The 19,003-nt window shown below is 64.1% G+C and carries 13 protein-coding genes and 4 pseudogenes; 13 read left to right on the forward strand and 4 right to left on the reverse strand.

What is annotated here, in order from left to right:
• Window positions 1-552: 552 nt before the first annotated feature.
• The 3 genes from NKJ94_RS28200 to NKJ94_RS28210 form a co-directional block, all read right to left on the reverse strand.
• Window positions 553-1,770 (reverse strand): MFS transporter, encoded by a 1,218-nt coding sequence (locus NKJ94_RS28200; RefSeq protein WP_352491455.1) that lies wholly within the window; start codon window positions 1,768-1,770, stop codon window positions 553-555.
• A 57-nt stretch (window positions 1,771-1,827) separates the two neighbouring features.
• Window positions 1,828-3,264, reverse strand: a complete 1,437-nt coding sequence (rpoN, locus tag NKJ94_RS28205; RefSeq protein WP_352450769.1) for an RNA polymerase factor sigma-54 — start codon at window positions 3,262-3,264, stop codon at window positions 1,828-1,830.
• A 69-nt stretch (window positions 3,265-3,333) separates the two neighbouring features.
• Window positions 3,334-3,867 carry a peroxiredoxin gene (locus tag NKJ94_RS28210; protein WP_352450770.1) on the reverse strand — a complete coding sequence of 178 codons (534 nt, stop codon included), beginning with the start codon at window positions 3,865-3,867 and terminating at the stop codon, window positions 3,334-3,336.
• Window positions 3,868-5,176: 1,309 nt separating this feature from the next.
• Between NKJ94_RS28210 and nifH the strand changes: the two are divergent.
• The 10 genes and pseudogenes from nifH to fni form a co-directional block, all read left to right on the forward strand.
• Window positions 5,177-5,370, forward strand: a pseudogene (gene nifH, locus NKJ94_RS28215) (nitrogenase reductase); the annotation flags it as partial.
• Between the two features lie 152 nt (window positions 5,371-5,522).
• Window positions 5,523-6,725 carry a cytochrome P450 gene (locus NKJ94_RS28220; RefSeq protein ID WP_352450772.1) on the forward strand — a complete coding sequence of 401 codons (1,203 nt, stop codon included), beginning with the start codon at window positions 5,523-5,525 and terminating at the stop codon, window positions 6,723-6,725.
• Between the two features lie 94 nt (window positions 6,726-6,819).
• Window positions 6,820-8,109, forward strand: a complete 1,290-nt coding sequence (locus NKJ94_RS28225) for a cytochrome P450 (RefSeq protein WP_352529805.1) — start codon at window positions 6,820-6,822, stop codon at window positions 8,107-8,109.
• A 1-nt stretch (window position 8,110) separates the two neighbouring features.
• Window positions 8,111-8,236, forward strand: a pseudogene (locus NKJ94_RS28230) (ferredoxin); the annotation flags it as partial.
• Between the two features lie 168 nt (window positions 8,237-8,404).
• Window positions 8,405-9,247, forward strand: coding sequence for an SDR family oxidoreductase (locus NKJ94_RS28235; RefSeq protein ID WP_352529852.1), 843 nt, complete (start codon window positions 8,405-8,407; stop codon window positions 9,245-9,247).
• Window positions 9,247-10,590 carry a cytochrome P450 gene (locus tag NKJ94_RS28240; protein WP_352529807.1) on the forward strand — a complete coding sequence of 448 codons (1,344 nt, stop codon included), beginning with the start codon at window positions 9,247-9,249 and terminating at the stop codon, window positions 10,588-10,590. Before NKJ94_RS28235 ends, NKJ94_RS28240 begins: the two co-directional genes overlap by 1 nt.
• Window positions 10,591-10,739: 149 nt before the next feature.
• Window positions 10,740-11,732 (forward strand): polyprenyl synthetase family protein, encoded by a 993-nt coding sequence (locus tag NKJ94_RS28245; protein ID WP_352529809.1) that lies wholly within the window; start codon window positions 10,740-10,742, stop codon window positions 11,730-11,732.
• Window positions 11,733-11,878: 146 nt separating this feature from the next.
• The gene (locus NKJ94_RS28250) at window positions 11,879-13,429 is read left to right on the forward strand and encodes a hypothetical protein (RefSeq protein WP_352529811.1); all 1,551 of its coding nucleotides are present in this window, start codon (window positions 11,879-11,881) and stop codon (window positions 13,427-13,429) included.
• Window positions 13,426-14,328 (forward strand): terpene synthase family protein, encoded by a 903-nt coding sequence (locus NKJ94_RS28255; RefSeq protein WP_352529813.1) that lies wholly within the window; start codon window positions 13,426-13,428, stop codon window positions 14,326-14,328. The genes NKJ94_RS28250 and NKJ94_RS28255 overlap by 4 nt, the downstream gene beginning before the upstream one ends.
• Before the next feature lie 28 nt (window positions 14,329-14,356).
• Window positions 14,357-15,463: a type 2 isopentenyl-diphosphate Delta-isomerase gene (fni, locus tag NKJ94_RS28260; RefSeq protein WP_502904221.1), complete on the forward strand. Its 1,107-nt coding sequence runs from the start codon at window positions 14,357-14,359 to the stop codon at window positions 15,461-15,463.
• Between the two features lie 48 nt (window positions 15,464-15,511).
• On the opposite strand, the gene NKJ94_RS28265 is transcribed toward fni, so the two are convergent.
• Window positions 15,512-16,458 (reverse strand): IS630 family transposase gene (locus NKJ94_RS28265; protein ID WP_352529815.1). Its coding sequence is split into 2 segments (ribosomal slippage): window positions 15,512-16,117 and window positions 16,120-16,458, totalling 945 coding nucleotides; the frame shifts between segments, so codons are not numbered across the junction.
• Window positions 16,459-16,573: 115 nt separating this feature from the next.
• On the opposite strand from NKJ94_RS28265, the pseudogene NKJ94_RS28270 reads away from it, so the two are divergent.
• The 3 genes and pseudogenes from NKJ94_RS28270 to NKJ94_RS28280 form a co-directional block, all read left to right on the forward strand.
• Window positions 16,574-16,778, forward strand: a pseudogene (locus NKJ94_RS28270) (ISKra4-like element ISBte2 family transposase); the annotation flags it as partial.
• Between the two features lie 198 nt (window positions 16,779-16,976).
• A complete protein-coding gene (locus NKJ94_RS28275) occupies window positions 16,977-17,303 on the forward strand; it encodes a helix-turn-helix domain-containing protein (RefSeq protein ID WP_352529856.1) in 327 nt (108 codons plus the stop codon).
• Window positions 17,278-18,535, forward strand: a pseudogene (locus NKJ94_RS28280) (type II toxin-antitoxin system HipA family toxin). Before NKJ94_RS28275 ends, NKJ94_RS28280 begins: the two are co-directional and overlap by 26 nt.
• The last annotated feature ends 468 nt before the right edge of the window (window positions 18,536-19,003 follow it).

A 19,003-nucleotide genomic window follows, 5' to 3' on the forward strand; every position in this document is an offset into this window, starting at 1 on the left:
TTTTGCCGTCTGCTCCCACGTAGGCCCTCCGTCTCTCGCGATCGGGAGGATTCTTCGCACATTCACCTCATGCCCCGCACGAGGGGAGCGGCGTGGCGCTTACCGTATATCACGCCGTAGATTCAATCAGTCTGCTGCGCAGTTCGATGAACACTGCATCGTCCGTCGATTCGGATAGTCTGGCATCCGACAGTATGTTCCTGACGTGGAGCTCAGTGACGCAGACCGCTGATATGGCACTTGTGTCAACGATCAACGCCAAACCGAGAGGCTTTCTTATCGTCTTGCATTTTGGGACATCTCTACCCTTGAGTGTCTCAGATGCGTATGCGCGAGCCTCTAAGGTCGCTGTACGTTGGCTTTAACGGTGCGGCAGATGCCGCGCACCGAGGTGCTTTGTCGACAACCGGTGTCGGTCGCGTGGCCCGGAGGTGAAGCCGGCGAGGCGCTTGCGCTGGTCCATGCGTAATCATGCGGAGGATCGCGCCGCGCCGTGCATGCGATTGCATCTCTCGTCCCGCTGCGCTGCTGAGGCCTCTTCTGTCAGGCGGTCTAGGTTTCCCGCTTCGGGCCGAGCAGGAACACTGTCAGGGCGGCGAGGAACGTGGCAACAGCACTGTAGGCAATGGCACTGGTAATCCCGGCATTGTCCACCAATAGTCCGCCGAAAATCGCGCCGGCTGCGATTGCCACTTGGAACGCTACGACCATCAGCACACCGGCGCTTTCGGCCTGCTCGGGAGCGGCGCGCCGCACCATCCACGTCTGCAATCCCACCGGCACCGCGCCGAAAGCAAAGCCCCACGCGGCAACCGCAATCGCCGAGGCCGAGGCCGATGCTCCCGCCGTCAGCAGCGAAACAGCGGCTATCGCTATGAGCAGCGGTGCAAGGGCAGCGACTGCCTTGAGACTGTACTCGGCCAGAAGCCCGCCGGCCAAATTGCCGAAGAATCCGCCGATGCCAAAAGCAAGCAACACAAGCGAGATCGTTTCGACATCCAGCGCGGGAATCTTCTCGAGGAAGGCGCGGATATAGGTGATTCCGGCGAAGTGGCCGGAAGCGACCAGCAGGATGACCAAAAGCGCAATTTTGACCATCGGAATCTTGGCCACATCCAGCAGGCTGCGGAAGCTAGCCACTCCAATCGGAGGCAGTCTCGGAATAGTTATGAGTTGCACGAGCAGTGTAGCGGCGCCGCCGGCTGCGGCGAGCACGAAGGCGCTTCGCCATCCCCAGATATCGCCGACATAAGCGCCGATTGGAGCTGCGCAGACGGTAGCTACGGAAACGCCGGTGAGGATGATCGACATGGCGCGCGGCAGGAAGTGGCTTGGAACGAGCCGCATCGCCAGTGCTGCCGACATCGACCAGAAGCCTCCGAGCGCTATGCCGAGCACGACGCGTGCAGTCAGGAGAGCCGCCAGCGACCACGCGCCGGCCGCCAGAACGTCCGACAGGATCAGCAGCAGCGTCATGGTCCACATGACGGTCCTGCGGTCCAGGCGCTTTGTGATGATGGCCACCGTCGGCGCCGAGATCGCCCCGACGATAGCTGTTGCCGTCATCGCCTGTCCAGCCGCTCCCTCGCTGATACCGAGATCATGCGCGAGGGGCGTGAGCAGGCTGACAGGCAGAAACTCTGCCGTGACCAGCCCGAAGGTGCCCAAGGAAAGCGAAATGACCGCACCCCATGCGGGACCAGACGGTGGGACGGGCTTTTCTGGGTCGTGCAGAACAGCGTCCATGACGCCTGCTGCGGATTGGGTCATGAACGAAGTCTCCACTTTGATGCAATGCAACGTGATGTTGGCTGCCTTGACCCAAATCTAAAAACACAAGCGCATTTCCCGGCGGCGTTGCACGGAGGAGGGGATGTTCATTGCTTCGCGATATTTTGTGACGGTGCGGCGCGCAACATCGATGCCGGTTTCCTTCAGCCGGACAGCGATGTCCTCATCGGAAAGCACGTCGCCGGGAGATTCTGCGGCAATGATCGCTTTGATCCGATGCCGGACAGCTTCGGCGGAGTGCGCATCGCCGCCTTGGCAGGACGCGATCGCGACGGTGAAAAAATACTTCAGTTCAAAGACTCCGCGCGGGGTAAGCATGTACTTGTTCGAGGTCACCCGGCTTACCGTCGACTCGTGCACGCCGATCGCGTCAGCGACGGTTCTGAGATTGAGAGGCCGCAGGTGGGCGACGCCATGTTCCAAAAAGGCATCCTGCTGACGCACGATTTCAGCCGCAACCTTAACAATGGTCTTGGCGCGCTGATCGAGGCTGCGGATCAGCCAGGTCGCGTTTTGCAAGCATTCGTCGAGAAATGCTTTATCTTTCGAATTTTGGGGAGTTTGACGCGACACTTCGGCATAGTAGCTTTGGTTGATCAGCAGCTTTGGCAGTGTGGCGGGATCAAGTTCGATCTGCCACCCGCCTTGCGGCGAGGGCGTGACCCAGACGTCGGGTATGATTGATTCAGACGCACCGGATTGGAATCGGTTCCCAGGCTTGGGATCGAGCGCCCGAATCTCATGCATCATGTCGAGAAGGTCTTCTTCATCGACGCCGCAATGCTGCTTCAGTGCCTCAAAATCGCGTCGCGCAAGCATTTCAAGATTGGCAACCAAAGCTGCCATTGCCGGGTCGAGCCGATTTCGCTGGCGCAACTGAATCTCGAGGCATTCTCTGAGACTTCGCGCAAAAACTCCCGGTGGATCAAATTGCTGCAAGGTTCCGAGAACCCGTTCCACAACAGCCTCATGGACATTCAGGCTCTCGGCCAGCTCCAAAAGGTTTGCCCGAAGATAGCCAGTGTCTTCCAGATCGGCGGCAAGCTGGCCAGCGATCAGCCGCTCCTGTGGTGTGAACGCAGTGAGGGCGATCTGACGAGCGACATGGTCGTGCAATGTTTCGGCGAGGGTGGCAAACTCGTCGAGGGAAGGGCCATTGCCCGGCGGGTTGTTGGTCGTGTTGCCGAGTGATTTCCATTGCCCGAGCCGTTCAGCCGACCCTGCCCCGGTCGGTCCTTCAACGGCGTTTGCGCCAGGGCCGACAGGCTGATCCGCTCCCGAAATCGAGACGTCGTCAAAAGGCCCGCCATCGCTTGATGCAGATTCCAAAAGCGGGTTCTTCTCGATTTCCCGCTCCACGAACTGATGCAGTTCAGTATGCGCCAGTTGCAGCAGGCGAATCGACTCAATGAGTTGAGGCGATGCGACCATGGATTGCTTCTGGCGCTGAAGCAGGCTTGCTGAGGATTGCATGGTGAGCGCGAAAATCCTGTCGAGGAGCCTCTTGGGGCCGGCAATGGCACCACTGAGACGTATTCTAGGTCATGCGGCGGCTTTCAGCGTTTCGAGAACGTTTTGCGGGGACGAGACGCCATAGGGGTCGGCCTCGCAGTTGTCGGAGAAACCTTCCTCCTCGAACCAATGCTCCACCACGCCATTGTTGATCAGGGCGGCGTAGCGCCAGGAGCGCATCCCGAAGCCGAGATTGTCCTTGGCGACCAGCATGCCCATTTTGCGTGTGAACTCGCCTGAGCCATCGGGGATGAGCTCGACCTGCTTCAGACCCAAGGACTTCCCCCACGCATTCATGACAAAGGCGTCGTTGACTGAGAGGCAGTAAATCGCGTCAATTCCCTCCTTCTCAAACTCATCATAGAGCTCTTCGAACTGGGGCAATTGGTAGGTCGAGCAGGTCGGCGTGAAGGCGCCAGGCAGCGAGAACAGGATGACCCGCTTGCCGGCAAAGTAGTCGTCAGATGTCTTTTCTTGCCAGCGATATGGATTTGTCCCCTGGACTGACTTATCGTGAACACGCGTGAGAAAGGTGACGAAGGGAACTTTCTTTTGAACTGTCATCAAGTTGCTCCTAAAGAAGAAAACTGGCGCTGAATTCTGGCAGAGGCTGGCGCAATACCGAGCAAAGGCTCGTATGCCCGGCACGGAATGAGGACCTCGCGGCTCGCAACCTCCTTTTTCCCTCCCGACGTATAGGAAGGTCTTGGCGGCTGGTCTTGGCCACCCGAACGCAATCGATCTGAGCGAGCTGGACACCGTCGAGCCGCTTGGTTCCCCCGGCTATGGCGCCGGAAGCGGGATCGGTCACTCGCGATCGTGCGTTTGGAAAAGGGATAGCGGCCGGAAGTAGCCAATATCGCAAGCATGTGGGGGCCTGAAATGTCACTTCACGCAGACTGGGGTCACTGGACTGGTTCAGCGTGTTGTCGATATGTGGCAGTGACCCGCCGGCCTTGGCTTGGGTGACCCTTTGACGGGGCTCTTGGGCACTCACATGCTGAACAGAACCGGTAAACGGCATTTGCGCGAGCGGCCCGTGTTGGCGTGCCGGCATCGGACCAGCCATGCGCAAAGCGGCCACCGAGAACGGCCTTCCGGAGGAGACGATGTCCCGATGTTCAGCGGGAACGGGCATCGTCTCCTCAGGCCACTGTCTAGAGCTTCGCGCGTCGGGCATGGTGCAAGTCGCTTTCATCGTGATTTGATGGTGCTCTAACCAGGAGCAGCAAGCGGCGTGCCATTTCAAATAGAGGTGCTGTTGGACCGCCCCCTTCTTCTCGGAGGCCGTGTCTTAGAAGATCGGGCGCGCGCTATACCGCCTCGTCACACAGGCAACAACGATGCTGTAGGGTGCGGATATTCGGCGCTTCAGCCCCGGCTGGGCAAAGAAGAACCGGAAGCGGAGCCGATGCACTACCTGAGGCTGGCGGGCACTCCAGTCATTGCGTAGCGTGTGCCGCTAGCGTTCATGGGTGCGCAGGCCCGGCTATCGCGAACACGCGCCTGTCGCAGCAACATGAGCGCGCGCTCTTGGGCAAGCGCCCTGGCGCCGTGAGGATCGAATTCCCAATCGTGTCTGTTTGCCGCCCTCTTATGTTCGAAACTGGACCAGAATGTCGCAAGCCCGACCTAAAGGTCGCCCGAGGCGTTCTGTCCGACACTGTTCCGTCGCCTTTGTTGGCCCGCGACACCGGCCTATTTCGCCTAGCTCTTCTCTGGCCTCAGGCTAGGCCGCTGAGAAGCTGCCACAATTTTTTTCTGCTGCGGCCAAATTGGCACGAGATTTGAAGCACCTTCGTTGCTGGCCGGGAGCCGCCGACCGACTTTCATTTCGTGGATGACACGAATGGAACGAAGAAAGAAAAGCAAAATGTCAAATCCGCATCAGATAGCATTCTATGGGAAGGGGGCCTCGGCGAAACCGCCCCCTACCAAACAGGCTCGCCGCCCTTGTCGACCCTTGCGCAGGAAATCTTGATGGCCGGCTGCGACTCAAAGGCCCGCCACACTCGCCTTATCCTGAACTCGAAGGCGCAGGATAACGTTCTGCATCTCGCCGCGCGGTATGCCTAGGCAGTTACACGTTGGCCGACCTTGATAATCGAATCGGCTACGCTGCGGAGGACGTCGTCTACATGCCTTCCTAAGCCATTCGCTGCCCGCAGCGCCTGCCGGTCACCTTCCGCCCTTCCATCGCTTAGAGATCAAGTGCCACCATGTCCGAACAACCCTTGCCGACGCTGCCGATGTGGCGCGTCGATCACATCGAGCCCTCGCCCGAGATGTTGGCGCAACGCGCCAACGGTCCGATCCACCGCGTGCGCTTCCCGTCCGGGCACGAAGGCTGGTGGGTGACAGGCTACGATGAAGCCAAGGCGGTGCTGTCCGACGCGGCGTTCCGGCCCTCGGGAATGCCGCCGGCGGCATTCACCCCGGATTCGGTGATTCTCGGATCACCGGGGTGGTTGGTCTCGCACGAGGGGGGCGAGCATGCCCGGTTACGCACGATCGTGGCGCCGGCCTTCAGCAACCGCAGGGTGAAGCTGCTCGAGCAGCAGGTCGAGGCGATCGCCGCGCAGTTGTTCGAGACACTGGCGGCCCAGCCCCAGCCCGCCGACCTGCGGCGCCACCTCTCCTTTCCACTTCCGGCCATGGTCATCAGCGCGCTGATGGGCGTGCTCTACGAGGATCACGCCTTTTTCGCCGGGCTGTCCGACGAGGTGATGACGCACCAGCATGAAAGCGGCCCGCGCAGCGCGTCGCGCTTGGCCTGGGAAGAACTGCGCGCCTACATTCGCGGCAAGATGCGGGACAAGCGCCAGGATCCTGGCGACAACCTGCTGACGGATCTGCTCGCGGCGGTCGACCAGGGCAAGGCGACCGAGGAAGAGGCGATCGGCTTGGCGGCGGGCATGCTGGTGGCGGGGCACGAGAGCACCGTCGCGCAGATCGAATTCGGCCTGCTGGCCATGTTCCGCCATCCGCAACAGCGCGAACGCCTGGTCGGCGATCCATCCCTGGTGGACAAGGCGGTGGAGGAAATCCTGCGCATGTACCCGCCGGGCGCGGGCTGGGACGGCATCATGCGCTATCCGAGTACCGACGTGACTATCGCGGGCGTGGAAATTCCTGCGGAGAGCAAGGTGCTTGTCGGCCTGCCGGCGACGTCGTTCGATGCGCGCCATTTCGACGACCCGGAAAACTTCGACATCGGACGCGACGAAAACCCGCACCTGGCGTTCTCCCATGGGCCGCACTACTGCATCGGCGCGGCGCTGGCCAGGCTGGAACTCAAGGTGGTGTTCGGTTCGATCTTCCAGCGCTTTCCCGCGCTGCGCCTGGCCGTGGCGCCCGAAGAACTGAAGTTGCGCAAGGAGATCATCACTGGCGGGTTCGAGGAGTTCCCGGTGCTCTGGTGATGGGCGGACGCCGCCGGGAATCGCGATCTTCTCCGCAATTTGCCGTCGCGCCTGGCGCGCGCCGGTCAGATCAGCCAGCCAACAGGTAACCAATATGGACTTGCAAGAAACCACGGCAGCATGCCGGGACGCCTTCGCCGAACTGGCGTCGCCAGCGTGCATCCACGACCCGTATCCGTTCATGCGGTGGTTGCGCGAGCACGATCCGGTGCATCGCGCGGCGTCGGGCCTCTTTCTGTTGAGCCGCCACGCCGACATCTACTGGGCGCTCAAGGCCACGGGCGATGCTTTTCGGGGGCCGGCGCCAGGCGAACTGGCGCGCTATTTCCCGCGTGCGGCGACCAGCCTGTCGCTAAGTTTGCTGGCGTCCACTTTAGCGATGAAGGAACCTCCGACGCATACGCGTCTGCGCCGGCTGATCTCGCGCGATTTCACCATCGGCCAGATCGACAACCTGAGGCCGACCATCGCTCGCATTGTCGCAGCGCGCCTGGACGGCATGGCGCCCGCACTGGAGCGCGGGGAGGCAGTGGACCTGCATCGGGAATTCGCGCTGGCCTTGCCCATGCTGGTTTTCGGCGAACTGTTCGGCATGCCCCGGGACGACATTCTCGGGCTCGTCGCCGGCATCAGCGCCATTCTGGAAGGCCTGAGCCCGCACGCCAGCGATCCCCAACTCGCTTCGGGGGACGCGGCCAGCGCCAGGGTGCAGGCCTACTTCGGCGACCTCATACAGCGCAAGCGCACCGATTCCCGCCACGACATCGTGTCAATGCTGGTCGGCGCACACGACGACGATGCCGAGATGCTGTCGGATGCGGAATTGATCAGCATGCTGTGGGGCATGCTGCTGGGCGGCTTCGCCACCACTGCCGCGGCCATCGGCCATGCGGTCCTGGCGATGCTGGCGCATCCCGAACAGCGGCACTGGCTGAGGGGAGATGCCGTGGGGGTGAAGGCATTCGTCGAAGAAGCCCTGCGCTACGACGCGCCCGCCATGTTCAGCTCCATTCCGCGTATCGCCCAGCGCGACATCGAACTGGGCGGCGTGGTGATCCCGAAGAACGCGGACGTGCGCGTGCTGATCGCGGCCGGCAATCGCGACCCGGACGCCTTCGCCGATCCCGACCGCTTCGATCCCGTGCGGTTCTACGGCACCAGTCCTGGCATGTCGATCGACGGGAAGATCATGCTGACCTTCGGCCACGGCATCCACTTCTGCCTTGGTGCGCAACTGGCCCGGGTGCAGTTAGCCGAGAGCCTGCCGCGGATCCAGGCGCGCTTCCCCACGCTGGCATTGGCCGAGCAGCCGACCCGGGAGCCCTCCGCGTTCCTTAGGACCTTCCGCGCGCTGCCGGTGCGGCTGCATGGGCAGGAGGGCTGAGATGCGCGTCCTGGTCGATCAGGATCTGTGCGGAACTACCGGGCAGTGCGTGCTGACGCTGCCGGGCACCTTTCGCCAGCGCGAACCGGACGGCGTGGCCGAAGTGTGCGTGGCGACGGTCCCGCAGGCGCTGCACGCCGCCGTGCGGCTTGCGGCCAACCAGTGCCCGGTCGCCGCCATTCGGGTCATCGAAAGCGACGCTGGCCATGACCAGCGCGCCAGCGCCGACCCTGCGCCTTCTCCGGCGCAGGCCCAGCGGCATGCTGCGAAAGACCAATGCAATCCAGGAGACACGATGGGACGGTTTGAAGGCAAGGTGGCCGTGGTGACCGGCGCCGGCGCCGGCATCGGCAAGGCATGCGCTCTCGCCATCGCGCGCGGGGGCGGCAGAGTGGTGGTGGCCGACATTGATGGCTCGGCGGCCATCGCCTGCACCGCGCAGATCGGGGCCGAAGCAGGCCACGCGCTGCCCCTAGCCATGGATATCGCCGATGCGCAGGCGGTGGCAGCGCTGTTCGAGACGGCGGAGCGGCACTTCGGTGGGGTCGACCTCCTAGTGAACAATGCGAGCGCCATGCATCTGACCTCACGCGACCGCGCGATCCTCGACCTGGACCTGGCGGTCTGGGATCAGACCATGGCGACCAATCTGCGCGGCACGCTGCTCTGCTGCCGGCAGGCCATCCCACGGATGATCGCCCGCGGCGGTGGCGCGATCGTCAACATGTCGTCGTGCCAGGGGCTCAGCGGTGACACGGCGCAGACGTCCTACGCCGCGTCGAAGGCGGCGATGAATATGCTCTCGGCTTCGCTCGCCACCCAATACGGTCATGCGCAGATCCGCTGCAACGCCGTTGCGCCGGGTCTCGTCATGACCGAGCGTCTCCTCGCCAAGCTGGACGAGTGCATGCAACGGCATCTGCGCCGGCACCAGCTCCTGCAGCGCGTCGGCCGCCCCGAGGACGTGGCCGCGCTCGTGGCGTTCCTGCTCTCCGACGATGCTGCGTTTATCACAGGCCAGGTCGTGTGCATCGATGGCGGCATGCTGGCGCATGTGCCGACATACGCCGACGGTGGCAACAGCTGCGCCGCGCGCCCTGCCGGCGACACCGAATCGGCGGCGGCGGCGCGCTGCTGATGGACATGCTGCTCAACCCACTCAACCGTCGGCACCGGCTGCGATGCGACATCCCGGTCATGCCTGGCGCTTTCCCCCTGGTCGGGCATCTTCCCGCCATTGTCTGCGACCTGCCGCGCCTGCTGCAGCGCGCAGAACGGACGCTGGGCAGCCACTTCTGGCTGGATTTCGGCCCTGCCGGACACCTGATGACCTGCGTGGATCCGGAAGCGTTCGCACTGCTCCGGCACAAGGACGTGTCCTCGGCGCTGATCGAAGAGATCGCGCCCGAATTGCTTGGCGGAACGTTGGTTGCCCAGGACGGCGGCGCGCACCGGCAGGCGCGCGATGCGATCAAGGCGGCGTTCCTGCCCAAGGGGCTGACCCAGGCCGGCATCGGCGACCTGTTCGCGCCCGTCATCCGGGCGCGGGTGCAGGCGTGGCGCGACCGCGGCGAGGCAACCATCCTGCGCGAAACCGGCGACCTGATGCTCAAGCTCATCTTCAGCCTCATGGGAACCCCCGCGCAGGACCTGCCGGGATGGCATCGCAAGTACCGGCAACTGCTGCAGCTGATCGTCGCGCCCCCGGTCGACCTGCCCGGACTGCCCTTGCGGCGCGGCCGCGCCGCCCGCGACTGGATCGACGCGCAGTTGCGCCAGTTCGTTCGCGACGCGCGCGCGCATGCTGCGCGCACCGGGTTGATCAACGACATGGTGAGCGTCTTCGACCGCAGCGACGATAGGCTCTCCGATGACGTCCTGGTCGCCAATATCCGCTTGCTGCTGCTTGCCGGTCACGACACCACTGCCTCGACGATGGCCTGGATGGTGATCGAGCTGGCGCGGCAGCCTGTGCTGTGGGACGCCCTCGTCGAGGAGGCTCAACGCGTGGGCGCGGTGCCGACCCGGCACGCGGATCTGGCGCAGTGTCCGGTCGCCGAGGCGCTGTTCCGCGAGACACTGCGTCTGCATCCGGCGACCACGCTCCTGCCGCGTCGCGCGCTGCAGGAATTGCAACTCGGCCAACGGCGCATTCCCGCGGGCACCCATCTGTGCATCCCGCTGCTGCATTTCTCGACCTCGGCGCTGCTGCACGAGGCGCCTGATCAGTTCCGTCTGGCGCGGTGGCTGCAACGCGCGGAGCCGATCCGGCCGGTGGACATGCTGCAGTTCGGTACCGGCCCACACGTCTGCATCGGCTACCACCTGGTATGGCTGGAAATGGTGCAGTTCTGCATCGCCTTGGCGCTGACCATGCACCAGGCCGGGGTGCGGCCGCGGTTGCTGAGCGGCGTCGAAAAAGGCCGGCGCTATTACCCGACCGCACATCCGTCCATGAAAATCCGAATCGGATTCTCATGAGCTGGCATCGTATGCCCCGTGTGGCGAGGCAGCGGCGCCGGCGACGCGCGGCATTGCTGCACTCGGCGCGCGCGCTCGGTGCGACGCCGGCAACACCGCGGCGGCTCGGCGCTCGCCGTGGCCATGTCAGGTACAAGGACATAAACAACATGCAGACCGGTTCCACGCTACACGACGACCGAACTGGCGTTCCCGCGCTCGGCGGATTGGGCGCGCAGGCGCGCGCCGCATCCGGCAGGCTGCTGCCGGAGATCTGGATGCAGGACGGCGCAAAGCGGGTCGAACAGGCGCTGGCGCGTCTTCTCTGCGCCGAAGACGACGGTGAGACCGAGCTGATGGCGGCGATGCGCTACGCCACCTTGCATGGCGGGAAGCGCACCCGCGCCTTGCTCTGTCTGGCGGCCGGCGCACTGGCCGACACGCCGGCGCACATGCTCGACGACGTCGGCGCCGCCATCGAGATGATGCACGCCTGTACCCTGGCCCACGACGACCTGCCCGCGATGGACGACGACGTGCTTCGCCGCGGCCTTCCGACCGTGCACGTAAAGTTCGGCGAAGCCACTGCGATCCTGGTCGGCGATGCGCTGCAGGCGCACGCCTTCCTGACCCTGGCGAGCCTGGATGCGCCGGGCGACAACCGAATCGCGCTCGTGCGCGAAATGGCGCAGGCGGTTTCCGCCGAGGGTGCCGCAGGCGGGCAGGCCATGGATCTGTCGCTGGTCGGAAAGCACGCCGAGCTGGACAGGATCGTGGCGATGCACCGGAAGAAGAGCGGAGCGCTAGTGCGCGCGTCCGTTCGCATGGGCGCGCTATGCGCCATCGCGGACGATGCCGCGCACGCTGCGCTGTACTGTGCGCTCGATCGCTATACCGCCTGTTTCGGCCTGGCGTTGCAGGTGATCGACGACATTCTCGACGCGACAGCGGATACCGCGACGCTGGGTAAGACCCCCGGCAAGGACGCGGCGGCGCAGAAGCCGACCTGCGCGTCGATCATGGGGCTGCAGGCAGCGCGCCAGTTCGCGCTGGATTTGTTGCGCGACGCCGGGGAGGCCATCGCCCCCCTGGGGCCGCGTGCGGAACGGTTGGCGCAGATGCTGCAGCGGGCCAACGTGTATCTGTCCGCGCCATACGCATGAGCGCCCGTCCGCATGGACTCGCCCCTGTGCCGGTGCGATCGGCCGGCGCCAGCGGTGCATGCTGCACTGTGCCCAAGTCCGCGGCGATGTGCGCGGCGTCTGCCGATCCTGGTTCTCGTCAACCGTCTGCAGAAGGAACATCCCGCGTGAACGCGCTGTCCGAACAGATCCTTTCCGAATTGCGCCACCTGCTGAGCGAGATGAGCGACGGCGGCAGCGTCGGTCCGTCCGTCTACGACACGGCGCGAGCTCTGCAGTTCCACGGCAACGTCACCGGTCGGCAGGACGCATACGAGTGGCTCATCGCGCAGCAACAGGCCGATGGCGGGTGGGGAAGCGCGGACTTCCCGCTGTTCCGCCATGCGTCCACGTGGGCGGCGTTGCTGGCATTGCGGCGTGCCGATCTTCTTCCCGGCACCGCCCACGCAGTCCAGGCTGCAACCCGGTTCCTCGAGCGCCAGCCCGATCCCTACGCGCATGCGGTGCCGGAAGACGCGCCGATCGGCGCGGAGCTGATCCTGCCGCAGTTGTGCGGCGAGGCCGCATCCTTGCTGGGCGACGTGGCGTTTCCGCGCCACCCGGCGCTGTTGCCGTTGCGGCAAGCGTGCCTGGTCAAGCTGGGGGCGGTGGCGACGTTGCCGAGCGGCCATCCGTTGCTGCACTCCTGGGAAGCCTGGGGAACGTCGCCGACCACCGCATGCCCGGATGACGACGGCAGCATCGGCATCAGTCCGGCGGCCACCGCCGCGTGGCGTGCGCACGCCGTGACACAGGGGAGCACGCCGCAGGTCGGGCGCGCCGACGCGTATCTGCAGGCGGCATCGCGGGCGACGCGCAGCGGCATCGAAGGTGTCTTTCCCAACGTCTGGCCGATCAATGTATTCGAGCCATGCTGGTCGCTGTACACCCTGCATCTGGCCGGTCTGTTCGCGCATCCCGCGCTCGCCGAGGCGGTGCAAGTGATCGTCGCGCAGCTCGACGCCCGCCTGGGCGTGCGCGGTCTGGGCCCGGCCTTGCACTTCGCGGCCGATGCGGACGATACCGCCGTTGCGATGTGCGTCCTGCGCCTTGCAGGCCGCGACCCGGCGGTCCATGCGTTGCGCCATTTCGAAATCGGCGAGCTGTTCGTCACCTTCCCCGGCGAGCGCAATGCCTCGGTGTCGACCAACATCCATGCCCTGCATGCGTTGCGGATGTTGGGAAAGCCCGCGGCCGGCACCAGCGCCTACGTCGAGGCCAATCGCAACCCGGACGGTCTATGGGACAACGAAAAATGGCACGTTTCCTGGCTGTATCCCACCGCGCATGCGGTCGCTGCGCTGGCGCAAGGCAAGCCTCAGTGGCGCGACGAGCGCGCGCTGGCGGCGCTCATGCAGGCGCAGCGCGACGACGGCGGCTGGGGCGCCGGTCGCGCGTCCACATTCGAGGAAACCGCCTACGCGCTGTTCGCGTTGCACGTGATGGACGGGAGCGAACAGCCGACAGGGCGCCGGCGCATCGCGCAGGCGGTGGCGCGTGCGCTGGAGTGGATGCTCGCCCGCCATGCGGCGCATGCATGGCCGCAGACGCCGCTGTGGATCGGCAAGGAACTGTATTGCCCCACCCGGGTGGTGCGCGTGGCCGAACTCGCCGGGTTGTGGCTGGCGCTTCGTTGGGGGCGGCGCGTCCTGGGCGAGGGAGCAGGAGCGGCGCCATGATCCAGACCGAACGCGCGCTGCAGCAGGTGCTGGAGTGGGGGCGTTCCCTGACCGGGTTCGTCGACGAGCATGCCGTGGAAGCAGTCAGGGGCGGCCAGTACATCCTGGAGCGCATTCACCCGAGCCTGCGCGACACCAGCGCCCGCACCGGCCGCGATCCGCAGGACGAAACGCTGATCGTGGCGTTCTATCGCGAACTGGCGCTGCTGTTCTGGCTCGACGATTGCAACGACCTTGGCCTGATCGCGCCGGAGCAGCTCGCCGCGGTGGAGCAGGCGCTGGGGCAGGGCGTGCCGTGCGCGCTCCCCGGATTCGAGGGCTGCGCTGTGCTGCGCGCTTCGCTGGCCGCGCTCGCCTACGATCGTCGCGACTATGCTCAGCTACTCGACGATACCCGATGCTACTGCGCGGCGCTGCGCGCCGGACACGCGCAGGCGGCAGGGGCGGAACGCTGGTCCTACGCCGAGTACCTGCACAACGGCATCGATTCGATCGCCTACACGAACGTGTTCTGTTGCCTGTCGTTGCTGTGGGGGCTGGACATGGCGACCTTGCGCGCGCGTCCGGCGTTTCGCCAAGTCCTGCGGCTCATCTCCGCGATAGGGCGCTTGCAGAACGATCTGCATGGACGCGAAAAGGATAGGTCGGCCGGCGAGGGAGACAACGCGGCGATCCTGCTGCTGCAGCGCTATCCGGCTATGCCTGTGGTGGAGTTCCTCAAGGACGAGCTGGCCGGCCATATGCGCATGCTGCACGGGGTGATGGCGCAACAACGCTTTCCCCCGCCGTGGGCACCGTTGATCGAGGCCATGGCGGCCATCCGCGCGCAGTACTACCAGACCTCGACCAGCCGCTACCGCAGCGACGCTGCGGGCGGAGGCCAGCGTGCGCCGGCCTGAACGCGCGGGAAACGGCGGCGTGCGCGCGCTGCCGTCGGTCCGATCCGACGCAACGCCGTCGCCCGATGCGGCGGATGGAGCGAGCATCAGCGACACCAACCTGAGCCGGCGCAAGGACGACCACCTGGACATCGTGCTGGATCGGCGAACAGCGCGGGCCAAGGCCTCCGCCGGCTGGGAGTACATTCGTTTCGAACACTGTGCATTGCCCGAGTTGGACCTGACGCAGATCGACCTGAGCGCCTCGCTGCTTGGCAAGACCATGCGCGCGCCCCTGCTGATCAGCTCCATGACCGGCGGCATGCCACGCGCCGAGGCCATCAACCGGCATCTGGGCGAGGCAGCGCAAGCCTTGGGGATAGCCATGTGCGTCGGTTCCCAGCGCGTGAGCCTGCAATCCCGCAACTCCCAAGGGCTGACGCGCGCGCTGCGCCGCCTGGCGCCAGACATTCCATTGCTTGCCAATATCGGCGCCGCGCAACTGCGCGAGGCCGACGGCCTGGACCTGGCGCGCCGGGCGGTGGATGCGCTGGAGGCCGATGGACTCATCGTCCATCTCAATCCGCTGCAGGAAGCGGTACAGCTGGAGGGCGACCGCGACTGGCGCGGCGTCCTGGCGCAGATCGCTCGCGCCGCGCGCAGCGTGGGCGTGCCGATCGTGGCCAAGGAAGTGGGGTCGGGCCTGTCGGCCTCGGTGGCCTGTGCGCTCGTCGAGGCGGGCGTGGCGGTGATCGATGTCGCCGGTGCCGGCGGCACCAGTTGGGCCGCGGTGGAGGGCGAGCGCGCCCGCGATGCCGCCGACCGTGCAGTGGCGATGGCGTTCGCCGATTGGGGGATTCCGACCCCGGCCAGCGTGCAGGCGGTACGTCGGGCGCTGCCAAGGGTGAAGCTGATCGCGTCGGGCGGGATCCGCGACGGCGTCGACGTGGCCAAGGCCATCCGCCTGGGCGCGGACATCGCCGGGCAGGCGGCCGGCGTGCTGCGCGCGGCTACGGTATCCACCGAGGCGGTTGTCGCGCATTTCGAGATCGTCATCCGCCAGTTGGCCGTCGCCTGCTTCTGCACCGGCTCGGCTGATCTGGCGGCGTTGCGTCAGGCGCGCTTGTTGCCCTCGGCGCATCTGCCCGTCGGTTGATGCCGGCGTCGCCCGCACGTGGCGGCGGGCGCCTAGAGCGGGATGAATTTAGGTTGGGGCATATCCGGCCTCAGTGAAGTAATTTCTGCATTCAGTTGAAGTGACGGTGCCGAGGATTTGGCCGATGGCGTCACAGACGGTCTCAACTGTTCGGCTTGCGGCCTTGCGCAGCCAATGCTTGAGCTTGGCGAAGAGCTTCTCGATGGGGTTCAGGTCGGGCGAGTATTTGGGCAGCAAGAACAGTCTGGCGCCGGCCGAGCGGATGGCGCGGCGCACGGCCTTGCCCTTGTGCGAGCCGAGATTGTCCATGATGACGATGTCGCCGGGCTTGAGGATTGGGACAAGAACCTCATCGACATAGAGCTGGAAGCGTTCGGCGTTGATCGGTCCGTCGATCAGCCATGGTGCTTCGACACGGTCGTGGCGCAGCGCTGCCAGGAAGGTCATGGTCTTCCAATGGCCATGCGGTACCTTGGCTTTGATCCTCTCGCCGCGTGGCGCCCATCCCCTGAGCGGGGCCATGTTGGTTTTGGTCCAGGTCTCGTCGATGAACACCAGACGAGAAGCATCGATGCGATCCTGATACTTTGCCCACTGTGCCCGCCGGCGTGCTACATCCGGGCGATCCTGCTCGGCCGCGATCAGCGTCTTTTTTTGTGGCTGAGCTTCTCGGCGTGGACGAACTCCCACACCGAACGGTAATCGACCTTCAGGCCGCGATCGCCAAGTTCGGCCACAAGACCGCGTAGCGTGAAGTCCGCAGCCCGGTAGCGCAGCAGCAGCCACTCCCGATGCTCTCCGGCAATCTTCTTCGGTCTGTGCCCACCCATCTTGCCGGGCGCAAGACTGCTCGTCTCGCGCAACCGGCTTACCCATCTGATGACGGTGCTGATCCCAACCTCAAAGCGTATTGCCGCCTGCCGCCGCGACAGGCCACCCTGCTCAACTGACGCAACAACCCGTTCGCGAAGATCCATCGAATAAGGCTTGCCCATCCATGCTGGCCTCCTGACCCAGCCAGCAGGTTGAATCAGATTTGCAAGCCTAAGGGAATCCCCGCCGATTCAGCCTCAATTCATTCCGCTCTAGTCTTAATGAGTCAGAAAGGATGGAAAGCGCTACCGGGCTGGGCTTCGCCGTCGCCACCACTCTCGCCGAGTCGGCGGTGAACTCAGTCGTCGGGAAACGTATGGTCAAGAAGCAGCAGATGCGCTGGTCACTTCACGGTGCGCATATGCTCGTGCAGCTCCGGGCGGCGGAGATCAAGGGCGAACTTCGCAACCGGCTTCGGGCGCCTTCCGACAGCCAGAACTGAACGGGCCGCCAATAGCCTACGCGCTTTACTGTCTATCTCAGCTGCGCTGTCGATTATGTCCGCAGCCAGGGCATCGATATTCCCGCCGAGTTGCTCTCCCAGGTCGCACCGGTTCCTTCGGCTCATATCGCACTCACCGGAGCAATGAGATACCTTTGCGTATCATCGCGCATTGGAATAGATCGTATAGGTATCATGATGGCATCTGAATTGGAAATTCTGCGCGAAATCGGTCGGCTTTTCAGGCAGGCGAGGCTGGCCGCTGCCATGACGCAGGAGCAGGTCGCTGATTTGGCGGGTATATCCCGTCCCCGCTATCGCGACATCGAAAAGGGAGCCGCAGCGGCGCGTGCGACGACGCTCATGAATATCGCTCGCGCACTCGGTCTGGAAATGATGATGGTTCCGCAAGTCATGGTGCCGGCTGTCCAGGCTCTATTGCGTCCGAATGATGATGACGATCGACCCGCTTTTGTTCCTCAACCTGACGATGACGATCATGGCTCCAGTTTTTCGCGCACCTAAGACGATCCCGTCGCTGGACGTGCTCTTGAACGCACTGAAGGTCGGCACAATCGTTAGGACGCCGGGCGATTTCAATGCCTTCAACTTCGATGAGGCCTACCGCGCGACGGGCGGCTTTCCGGTTTTCAGCCTGTCGTTCCGGGCAGCGACGGGAGGATTGCGGAAAGATCCGAAGCCTCTGGCGGGCGCCTTGCCCGCTTTCTTCGCGAACCTCCTGCCGGAGGAGAAATTGCGCGAGGCGATGGAAAAGCACCACGAAGGCAATGTGCGGCCAGGCAATGATTTCGATCTTTTAGCGGCGCTGGGCGCCGATCTGCCGGGAGCCGTACGGGCGTTGCCCAGTGACGGCGCAATAGCGGTTTCGCAGGATGCTTCAAAGGATAAGCCCAAGGCACGGTTCTCACTTGCCGGCGTGCAGATGACAGCTGTCGGTCATGAAGAACACTGGAAAAGACAGCGGCCTGACCTTGCCGAGGGACGACGAGCAGGGCCGGTACATCGCCAAGTTCCCTTCGACGGCGGTTCCGGGCGTTTCCGAGAACGAATTCGCCAATCTGGCGCTGGCTGCAGCAATCGGCATGGAGGTTCCTGAATGCGAACTGGTCGAGAAGTCCGATTTTGAGGGCGTTCCCGAAGAATTCAGCACACTGTCGGAGGGCAAGGTCCTTCTCGTCAAACGCTTCGATCGCGGCGCCGATGGCGAGAGGATACACATCGAGGATTTCGCTCAGGTCTTCGGTGTCTATCCCTCGCGCAAATATGAGGGCGCCGCTTATCACGACATAGCCTGGGCCCTTGGCGTGGCCGTCTCACCTACGGCGGCTCTCGAATTCGTCCGCCGCCTGGCGCTGACGGTCATCACTGGCAATGGTGACATGCACCTGAAGAACTGGTCTTTGATTTATCCCGGTAACGGCGACAAGCCGGTGCTTGCACCAATCTACGACGTTCTGTCGACCGTGCCATATATTCCCGCCGACGCCATGGGGCTTTCGCTTGGAGGGGAGCGCTCGTTCAAGGCGCTAGCAGCACCACGATGGAAAGCATTTGCGAACCGTGCAAGGCTTCCGGAGCCGGCAGTCCTGAAGGCAGTGGTCGAGACCGTCGAACTCGTCAACGAGCACTGGTGGCATCTGCCTGAGCGCGACGTTGTAGCAGCGAAAGTGCTCGAGCGGATCGATGAACATGTGAAGGCGATGACGCCGATACTGAACTCCTGCGCCGATAAGTGAGCCGAGTCCCCTTGGGTCGGTGATATGGCGGAATTATCCGCCCGTGGCCCCAGATGGATGGCCGTGGATCGATGGTATGGCAGCGTGGCGCGCAAGACTCCGCGCAGTGTCGACGAGGACACGCGTGAGCAAGCACGTCAGCTCGCCGGAACAGAAGACTTCGCAGCATCCCGCAATTAACGCAAGAGGGTCGAGATGTTGTTCGCCCACCTCAACACAACGATGCGGTTCGAACGAATGCGGTGACTGAGGATCGCTATCCGACGCTTTGTGTCGCGATTGTCGGGTCCGCTACACGGTTTGTTCCGACGATCCTTTCTTTGGCCTCAAGCTAAATCCCTGAAAAGCAACCATGAAATTATTCTTCGGTTGGATCAGCCAAATTGGCACGAGTCTTGAGATCCTTGGGTGCGAGGCGGCGACAGCTGCCCGACCGGCATTCATGTCGCGGCAGCCGCGATGAATGGA

The sequence above is a fragment of the Mesorhizobium sp. M0060 genome, assembly GCF_040323155.1.
Taxonomy (GTDB): domain Bacteria; phylum Pseudomonadota; class Alphaproteobacteria; order Rhizobiales; family Rhizobiaceae; genus Mesorhizobium.

Bases quoted from the DNA above. Each gene is read 5' to 3' on its own strand.
- NKJ94_RS28200 (WP_352491455.1), bottom strand. From the start codon at position 1,770: ATGACCCAATCCGCAGCAGGCGTCATGGACGCTGTTCTGCACGACCCA.
- rpoN (WP_352450769.1), bottom strand. From the start codon at position 3,264: ATGCAATCCTCAGCAAGCCTGCTTCAGCGCCAGAAGCAATCCATGGTC.
- NKJ94_RS28210 (WP_352450770.1), bottom strand. From the start codon at position 3,867: ATGACAGTTCAAAAGAAAGTTCCCTTCGTCACCTTTCTCACGCGTGTT.
- NKJ94_RS28220 (WP_352450772.1), top strand. From the start codon at position 5,523: ATGTCCGAACAACCCTTGCCGACGCTGCCGATGTGGCGCGTCGATCAC.
- NKJ94_RS28225 (WP_352529805.1), top strand. From the start codon at position 6,820: ATGGACTTGCAAGAAACCACGGCAGCATGCCGGGACGCCTTCGCCGAA.
- NKJ94_RS28235 (WP_352529852.1), top strand. From the start codon at position 8,405: ATGGGACGGTTTGAAGGCAAGGTGGCCGTGGTGACCGGCGCCGGCGCC.
- NKJ94_RS28240 (WP_352529807.1), top strand. From the start codon at position 9,247: ATGGACATGCTGCTCAACCCACTCAACCGTCGGCACCGGCTGCGATGC.
- NKJ94_RS28245 (WP_352529809.1), top strand. From the start codon at position 10,740: ATGCAGACCGGTTCCACGCTACACGACGACCGAACTGGCGTTCCCGCG.
- NKJ94_RS28255 (WP_352529813.1), top strand. From the start codon at position 13,426: ATGATCCAGACCGAACGCGCGCTGCAGCAGGTGCTGGAGTGGGGGCGT.
- NKJ94_RS28275 (WP_352529856.1), top strand. From the start codon at position 16,977: ATGGCATCTGAATTGGAAATTCTGCGCGAAATCGGTCGGCTTTTCAGG.